This window comes from Ancylothrix sp. D3o, assembly GCF_025370775.1.
Taxonomy (GTDB): domain Bacteria; phylum Cyanobacteriota; class Cyanobacteriia; order Cyanobacteriales; family Oscillatoriaceae; genus Ancylothrix.
The window spans coordinates 1-8,424 of the sequence record NZ_JAMXEX010000056.1 but is presented as its reverse complement, the minus strand read 5'-3'; the positions used below and the strand labels follow the sequence as shown (position 1 = coordinate 8,424).

The window sequence follows — 8,424 nt, the reverse complement described above, 5'->3', positions numbered from 1 at the left end:
AGCTAATTGTAACTTAATTTCCATATTTTACACCTCAGTTCCCTGCATTTGTTGGGATAACTCAGACGCTAATAACTACATTTTATCCTTAATAAGGGTGACCATCTTTATGCGTTAAAGCCCATTCACCATTCGGCAATTGTGTTGCTTTAAGATCGTCATTTGGAAACTTAACCTCATCTCCCTCAGTGCGGTCGCCAATTTCAAGATAAGTTACATTTTCCTGAGTTCGATTAATTAGTTGATGAGCAATACCTGTGCCGGCCTTAAATCCATAACAGTCACCAGGATGTAAAACGAATTCCTTTTCGCCTAGTACCAAGGTTGGGCTGCCTTCCAATATTAGGATAAATTCTTCTTGCTTTGAGTGGCTGTGAGCAAGTGCAGAAATTGCACCGGGGGAGAGATGGGTTAAATTAACTGCGAAATTAGTCAACCCAAAATATTCTCCCAACTTTCGCTTTTGCCGTCCTTGAACAAGGGAAGCGAATGGTTCTGGATATATTGTCTTACCGGCCGGTGCTGGAATCGATCTTGCTGAAATTGGCGGTTGCTTCATAACCCTAATTTACTTGTCATGTTAATTGTTTAACACTCCTCACACTTTTAGGTCGAAGATTTTTGAGTAACAAACTCGCCCTAACAAGCGTAGAATTTATTCCACTCTAGCTTTTCTAAACCTTTAGAGCCGGTGCGACACACGGTACTTAATTAAACATTCATTCGTATGGCCCCATTCACCGACCTCTAGCAGATCCACCGGCCTTGGCAGATTCACCGTCAACAATCTGGGAAGCCGGGGGAGAAATTTTAACCGGCCCTGACAGATTCACCCGCCCCTAGAGTCCCACCGGCTCTCTCACGTCCACCAGTCTCAGCGTGAAAACCGAGTTCTCAAAATTCACCAGCTCCCCAACTACCACCGGCCTCTCAATATCCCCGACGCTCTCGAAATTCACCGGCCCGTGAACATCCAAGGGTGTAGTCAGATTCACCGGCTTTATTACATCCAGGGACTCCGATGTGGCTCAAGGTGTTGGGGAAGTTGGTGGTGCCGGTGGGCTTACGGGATGACAATTTTTCTCAAAGCCTTCTAACGCCAGACTTTCAGGCTCTAGCATCCAAAAAAACTCCTCTGTTACCTACGCCTCCTAAATCTAATCATTAAATGAATAGTCGCGCTTAGAAAGCCATTGTTGACAAAAATGCCTGTAACGCCGGCTGTGAATAACTACCTCTTTTTACCTCAAGTGGCTCAATCCCTTGCCAGTAAAAGCTTTCAAGACACTTGTCACCCCGTCAGTTCACCGGCTCCCAAACAGCCACCGGCCCCTAACAGATCCCCGGCCTCCAAACATCCCCCGGCCCTCAAACATCCGTCTGTCTCACCCCATCCAAGGGTTCTGGGAGTTCCACCGGCGCTCTCAATTCCACCGGCCTCATAAAACCCACCGGCCCCATGACATCATTCGGCGCTCTAGTAAAACTCATAATTTTGTGTGTAAAGTTTTGAATAGTGATTAAATATTAAATGGCTGAATGAATTATCTCATGTAATTTTTGCCCTTCTTGGGGTGTAACTTTATAGTTAGTGGCGTTTGGCCGGCCAATCACAGATAAACTCTTCAGCATTGGGTCTTGTTTTAAATTTTCCCTTAATAAGGGTGTGTCTAACAATTTTTTGGTAAAGCTAATGGTTGCTTGGGGTTTGCTACCCAATCGGCTTTTGTCCAGCCAATAGTCGATATCCGGTTGCTTATCCACCATTTTCGGTTGTTCGATAATTTCGGCGGTGGCATAAATTCCAGCTTTCTCCCCCGCCTGCCAAATCAATACGCCATCCCCAACGGCCATCTCGTTGACATAGCGTGTCACCAGCCAAGGCATTTGCTCAGAATCTCGGATGGCGTCCCCCAGCCGATAATATTTAGGATTTCCTTGAAATAACCAATATTTCACTCGTTTTCACCAGTAACATAAGCTGGTACTGCTGTTTGGGGTAATTATAGCTAAGTTACCAGTCCTAGTTGGCAAGGGGGCCGGTTTTGGTTTTGAGCTTTGAAGCATTGGGTAAGGGAATCTGGAGAATCTCCGCTTCTGGGGTAATCCTCAAAACTTTTTGCCAAGGCAAAGCATCTGGCCGGTTTAGGAATTATTTGAAATAATGCAATCTAATCTTGTAGAAAAGTCACCTTTACCGAACATCTGTACTTGTGGAAACAGGGAAGTTAATCTTTTTATCCTGATTTGTCTATGAAGTTGTAATAACCCCATCAATAACTGAAATGTCAAAAGCTGACCGGGATTTAATTGCTTTGCGAGGGGTTTATGATAAAATTAAGGTAACATTTGTTGGGCATCAAGGTACAATTGAGACCGTTATTTTTTTACCACTCTCGGCTCAAATTCTCAAGCACTACTGCTTTTAGGCTTCTTGTCAGACCGTCAAGAAGTATTATTTTATAGATCATTAATCAGGTGCGGAAGTGATAAAAAAAGAGTTTTGAGCGTCACTTCGATCTCAATTTCTTCGATGCTGGGCAAATCAGCAAGTTTCTCCTGCAAGCACAATTCTTTATGGCAATCCCAATTCCTTCTCTTGCTCTTCAGATATCGTGACATTCGCAGCACTGTTAAGCCTTTGATAGCGGCCCATCGCGGCGCTCAATACCAAACTGCCATAGTTTCGAGGTTCTGCTAGTATTCCTTCGAGGAAGCTACTCCATCTTGACTGATACTCTTCAGAAATGGCAATTTTTTGCAAAAGCTCTGCCCAAGCCTGCTCTTCCACAGCAATTTTAGCGTGCTGCAAGGCTACCAAGAGTTGGTTTCTGTATTTGATATCCTCAATCGGATAATTTGAATAGGTAAGTAGCGCAATACCAACTAGACGAAGCTTACTATCTTCATACTCTAAAAAGCTTATTCCCCTTTCCGGATCAAAGCGAATATTCTTTAATTCCTGGATTATCTCCTTATCATTACCTCTTCTATAGAGATATGGTGCTTCAACAATTGCTTTTAAAAGCAGTGCAACCCCTACTCTAACATCTTCTTCATCATGTTCTAAAAAGGGTTTTAGTGCCGACAAACATTCGGATAACCGCTTGTTAATAGCTTCATAAATTCGCCAAGATTTTAGTTGGATAAGCTCGGTTTTAGAAAGGGTTGTAAACAAGCGGTGAAGAGTTGGCTGTATCTGTTGATCGTGAATTAATAATTTTAAAAATAAGATTAATATGAATTCTGTCAGAGGAGGTTCTTCAACATTTGACCAGTTATCAAGAATTAATTCTAAAAGCTGGCGTGCTTGGTTTAAAATTTCTGGAGTAGATATCCATGTCCTCTGGTTAATAATAACCCAAAGCAATCTAACAAGTTTATGACGATTATTTATCACGCTTTTAGCGGTTGTTAATAAATTTTCAATTAATTCAATTCGGTATTCCGATAAGTCATAAGAAGTGTACGAATAAGAGCTAATGTGAGCATCTACTAATTCTTCAACGGCTATGCTCATTTCATTAGCTAATGGAATTAACTGAGGTAAAAGATCATTTAATCCACTCTGCGTTTGTATTGCTATGAACAATCGCTGTTTTTGCGTCTCATCTGCTTGTTTAATATAGATTTTAATTGTCTCTGTCACTTGTTGAGCAACTGATAACTGGTTATTTTCTTCCAAGAAAGGTAGCAAGTATTTAGCAGCATCAAGCCCGCCCACCTGTTGTCGCTCGACAGCTAGATCCAAAAGGGGCCATGTTGAAGTAAAACCCCTATAGCGCAAAAAGCGGTTAGATAATTCTTGTCTCTGTTGAATTGTCCAAATGTCTTCAAGGAAGGCAGATACATTAACTGAGTTAGGCTTATGAATGAGCCAGAACAGCGCCCACAATTGAACTCGCAGAAATCCTATCAAGTCAGAGCGCTGCAACTGATTATCTATAAACTTGGCAAGGCCTTTGGGAATAGAGCGTGTAGAGACAGCTTTCCCCAACGCTGCTATTGAAATTTCACCCCCTTTGTCTACAGGGATATCATTTGTGCGAACATTTGTAGTGTAGCAAGCTAATAAGTCGCTGCATCTCAACATCACTATGAATTGCTCCAATAGCGACTTTGGTTCTTCTGGTATTCTCAATTGAAATTTCTTGTAGAAATGACCACGGTAATAGGGGAACGATTCTAAAGTTGCTTCAGCTAGTTCTTTTACCTCTTCCTCAGAAAGCGACCAGACATTCAATAGTTTTTCAACATATTCCTCGTCTTCCAATGAACGGAACCACAGAGTTAGGAATCGTTTTTTCCAGTAAGACCAATGGTTTTGCAATCGCTCTACCATCCATGTTGGATTGGGTTTACGCTCTAAGGCAAGTTCTAATGCTGAATTCACTAAGTTTTCGCGCTGAGTCTGGAGCAGCGCATCAGTTGTTTCCAGAAAGAGAGCTGTTGTCCCAAAGCATTGGCTGTATAGAGCCAATGCCGGTATCAGACAACCTTCTGGCAAAGCTCGAAGTTTATTTTCCAGTACAGGTCGAAGAATTTCCTGCTGATCTTTTTGAGGTAGTCGCTTTGCTAAAGACTTGAGTAGGTCTTGTTGTTTTTCTGTCAGACCTGTTTCCAAAACCTTAAGACCGTCTTCTACAGCAGAATACTGAAGGTCAGTCTCATCGCCAAGAGCGCCATCCGCTGCAATCTGTAGAGCAAACCAAGCTCCTGGTTTCAAGTAGCGATTTACTCCATCACGATCCACAGCACGCCAAGCAGGTTCGAGACGAGCGGCTTCACCTATGGAAGTACGAGCAATTCGACCAGCCATGAATAATGCCACATTAGTCCAGTGTTCGGAACGGGCAATGGCTTTGAAGCGGTTGAAACGTTCTTCTGAGTCACTAGCTGCCTGTACCAAATGAACGGCAGCAAAAAATTCTTGGAAAGAACGCAGATCAAAACCGAATTGCCCTTTCTCCCGCTGAACTATCATATAAAGCCGATCCCCGACTTCTTTTACTAATTGCTCCATCTTTGAACAAATTTCTTGCTCATTTAAGCGTTTATTTCTCTTCCGCAAAAATTCACAGATGCTTTGCTTAAAATCTACTTCTGGTAAAAGCGATTGAACGTTTTGGGCAGCAGCTTTACGATGTAAAATATAACCTAAAAAAGCGTGGATATTGAGTAAATGAGACTCTTGGTTTTGGATGATTTCATTAATTTTATTATTTTTGCCCTCTTCTCGTCTAAATATTGTCAGCCAGTATTCGTTAAAGAGATTTTCACGCTCGGATGGTGGGCGTCTACCGCTCTTGATAATGATCAAGATAATAGACACTTGCAATGGTGTTACTAATAGTTCAGCAATGCTAGAATCCTTTTGACAATCTTTGAGGGTAGGCAGGATTTTACAGCGATCTTCTTCACCCAAATCTTTTGCGTCTACCCATTTTTCTGCATACTCTGTCACCTTTTCAGGTGACAATAATTCCAGTTCTAAATTCAAAAATCGTTCGGGGTCAAACTGGTCATCATATCCGTTAGGTCGAGAGCTTGCGACTACCATCAGATTGGTACCTAATTGCTCCGCCGCACCAAGAAAGTCTTCAATGCGGTTAATCATTCGCCTTTGCAGTTTAGGTGCAACAACTTCATCAAGCCCATCTAAAATTAACAGGCAGGGTCGAGAGCGAAGAATTTCCTGTATGTCTTGGGTCGTCACTTCTCCTAAGCGTTTAGCTAACTTCCCTACCCAAAAAGCTAGATAGGCTTCCAAAGCATCTAGATCAGTTTGATTATCAAGCCATTGAGCAAATTCCCTCAGCACTACATGAAATGGAATGCGGGTAGTGTCGGGTTGATATTTGTCATCGTAAGTTTCGTTAAGAAGTTTGGCACGATGCACTTGTGCAAGTTGTTGTCCCAAGGTGGATTTTCCTTGACCGGGACCCCCAATGATTACAACCTTGGGGTAGTCCTCTTTCAGAAGACATTTCATTGCAGAGAAGCTATCTGTTCCTTCAAACAAGGAAAGCTGTTCAATGGTTAATTCTTTTTTTGCTGATACGGGAAGTTTCTCTAGCCTCATATCGCGTGGCTTTGACCCTTGGCGAACTCTAACATTTAGGTCAATAAAAACTCGTACTAGCTTAGTGTCCCCTTCATCGCGATCACCTGCTTGATCTAATTTGGCTAATCTATCATTACGGAAGCCCTGAGCGAGATATAAATTTAGAGTTTCTTCAAGTCGAGGCTGTAGTTTTTTCAAGGGAGCATCAGTCTGCTGCGGAAAGGTTGTTTGTGTATACTCTTGAACTTTTGACTTGTCCGGTCTGTGATTCTCCCACTCAATATCAAATTTGTTTAGATTTGTTGTTTTATCTTTTGACCAGAGGGTAAGAGTAAATTGCCAGTCTTCAGAGCCTTGACCTTTTCTACGGTCATCTTTTAAAATGTCTAACTCTTCCAGACGTTTGAGCATCGCTCGCACATATTCGCTGGGATCTTTGAGCTTAAATATATCATGGCGCCCTTGCTTTTTTAAAAGCTCCCTAAGATACCTGACTTTTGTATCCACAACTAGCTGGGGGGCCTTGCTCTCCTTGTCTCGCCACTTGGATATGTGTTTTGGGATATTAATACCATTTCGCTGCCATTCCTCGTAGGAGAGCAAGGCATCTAACAGACTTCTTACACGGCCTTTAGAAGTATCGCCCCAGGTTAGTGCCTTCATAAGGTGGGTTAAGTAGAGGAATTTACCAGAAAGTTCGGAGTACCCCGAACTTGGAGTAGTTGCTCCGAACTGCTGATGCCCATTCTACATAACTTACAGATGTTAAGCAAGATACTTGCTTTGGTGTACAACCCCGAAATTACCTTGGGATTCAGTTACCTCACAAATGAGTTCTAAAAGGAGATAAAGATGACACCAGCAATTGACTATATCAAGCCTGCGAAAGAAATTACGGATGCGTATGGCGGCGTAACACGTTTGGATCGCTTGATAACACTGGCTGAAACGGTATCTAGTTTTCCCAAAACTTCACCATCCCCATTTAAAGCTGATACTGATGCAATTTTGTATGAGATGAAAGCAGACGGATTTCAGATAAACCCCTGGCTCAAGAGTTTAAGTACCAGGGTTGAACTGGTTCCAAATGCAATGCCAATAATTAAGAAAAATCAGCGCTGGAGAACAGTAGTCATTCGGATTAGGCTCTTGAGCGAAAAATTACGTCTTATCTTTGTAAACTATTTTCTTTACAGTGATGAAATAAGTTTTCGACTTTGTGGGGTTTTAATTAGACCAGTTGGTGTGTTAGGAATTTCAAGTAAAAACCTTGCTAGTATCTCTCTATTACGTCTTTTAAAAGAACAAGATGTAATAGGATAAATTTAAATTACACTACCCGCATCTGCATAAAAAAAGACTACATCAACCAGATCCGATTCCAAAAGCAACGGCTGATGCACGACATATTGATCTGCAAAAGACGAGTAAATAGAAGTTACAAAATCCAAACAAAAAGATATATAGCTAAACTAACATGACTTTCATCTATCATATTACTCATATCAATAACTTGCCTTTGATTCTAAAATCAGGGGGGTTGTTTGCTAAAAACGAATTAATACAACAGGAAGTAAACCATCTTGATATCGCTCATGAAGGCATCCAATCTCGTCGCGCTAGAATTCCTGTCCCCTGCGGTGCCGGTGGAGTATTGCACGACTATGTGCCATTTTATTTGGCTCCTCGTTCCCCCATGCTTTACGCAATTCACAATGGTAGAGTAGCCGATTATACTCAAGGACAAAACCCAATCATTTACCTAGTAGCAGAAGCCGAAATAATAAAAAGTGAGGGTATCCCTTTTGCTTTCACAGATGGTCATGCCGTTATGAGCTACAGCGATTTTTACGACGATTTATCAGCTTTAGAATCCTCTATTGATTGGGCAATTATGAAAGATAAATATTGGGATAAGAGCCCAGAAGATAACGATAGCAAGCGGAGGCGACAAGCAGAATTTTTAGTTTATCAATTTTGCCCTTGGAGATTAATTACAAAAATTGGTGTAATAAATAACACAACTAAACTACAAGTTGAGGAAATCTTAGCAAAATTTAACTATCAGATCCAAATAAGCGTTTGCTCTAATTGGTATTACTGAACAACTACTCTATAGTACAATTGTACTAACAAGAATAGGGAAAAGTAATGATTCAGTTTAAGCAAGGCAACCTATTGGAAGAGAAAACCGAAGCCCTAGTCAACACCGTTAACTGCGTTGGTGTCATGGGTAAAGGTATCGCCTTGCAATTTAAACGAGCTTTTCCCGAAAACTTTCGCCAATATGAGAAAGCCTGCCATGCAAAAGAAGTAGAGCCAGGTCGGATGTTTACAGTATCGACCGGCTCAGTGCTTTA

At 41.7% G+C, this 8,424-nt stretch carries 8 protein-coding genes; 3 read left to right on the top strand and 5 right to left on the bottom strand.

What is annotated here, in order from left to right; translation table 11 throughout:
* Positions 1-88 precede the first annotated feature (88 nt).
* The 5 genes from NG798_RS26150 to NG798_RS26130 all read right to left on the bottom strand — a co-directional run bounded on the left by NG798_RS26150 (position 89) and on the right by NG798_RS26130 (position 6,727).
* Positions 89-559 carry a cupin domain-containing protein gene (locus NG798_RS26150; RefSeq protein ID WP_261226660.1) on the bottom strand — a complete coding sequence of 157 codons (471 nt, stop codon included), beginning with the start codon at positions 557-559 and terminating at the stop codon, positions 89-91.
* Positions 560-930: 371 nt separating this feature from the next.
* Positions 931-1,077, bottom strand: a complete 147-nt coding sequence (locus NG798_RS26145; protein ID WP_261226659.1) for a hypothetical protein — start codon at positions 1,075-1,077, stop codon at positions 931-933.
* 291 nt (positions 1,078-1,368) lie between these two features.
* Positions 1,369-1,491: a hypothetical protein gene (locus tag NG798_RS26140; RefSeq protein WP_261226658.1), complete on the bottom strand. Its 123-nt coding sequence runs from the start codon at positions 1,489-1,491 to the stop codon at positions 1,369-1,371.
* A gap of 36 nt (positions 1,492-1,527) precedes the next feature.
* Positions 1,528-1,959, bottom strand: a complete 432-nt coding sequence (locus tag NG798_RS26135) for an EVE domain-containing protein (RefSeq protein WP_261226657.1) — start codon at positions 1,957-1,959, stop codon at positions 1,528-1,530.
* A gap of 616 nt (positions 1,960-2,575) precedes the next feature.
* Complete coding sequence (locus NG798_RS26130) at positions 2,576-6,727, bottom strand: NACHT domain-containing protein (protein ID WP_261226656.1); 4,152 nt, start codon at positions 6,725-6,727, stop codon at positions 2,576-2,578.
* A 189-nt stretch (positions 6,728-6,916) separates the two neighbouring features.
* Here NG798_RS26130 and NG798_RS26125 point away from each other — a divergent pair, with 189 nt between their 5' ends.
* From NG798_RS26125 to NG798_RS26115, 3 genes are all read left to right on the top strand, one after another.
* On the top strand, positions 6,917-7,387 hold the full coding sequence (locus NG798_RS26125) for a hypothetical protein (protein WP_261226655.1): 471 nt from the start codon (positions 6,917-6,919) through the stop codon (positions 7,385-7,387).
* Positions 7,388-7,541: 154 nt separating this feature from the next.
* A complete protein-coding gene (locus NG798_RS26120) occupies positions 7,542-8,168 on the top strand; it encodes a DUF4433 domain-containing protein (protein WP_261226654.1) in 627 nt (208 codons plus the stop codon).
* 47 nt (positions 8,169-8,215) lie between these two features.
* Positions 8,216-8,424 (top strand): macro domain-containing protein (locus tag NG798_RS26115; RefSeq protein ID WP_261226653.1); only part of this gene is annotated, 209 nt, incomplete at its 3' end.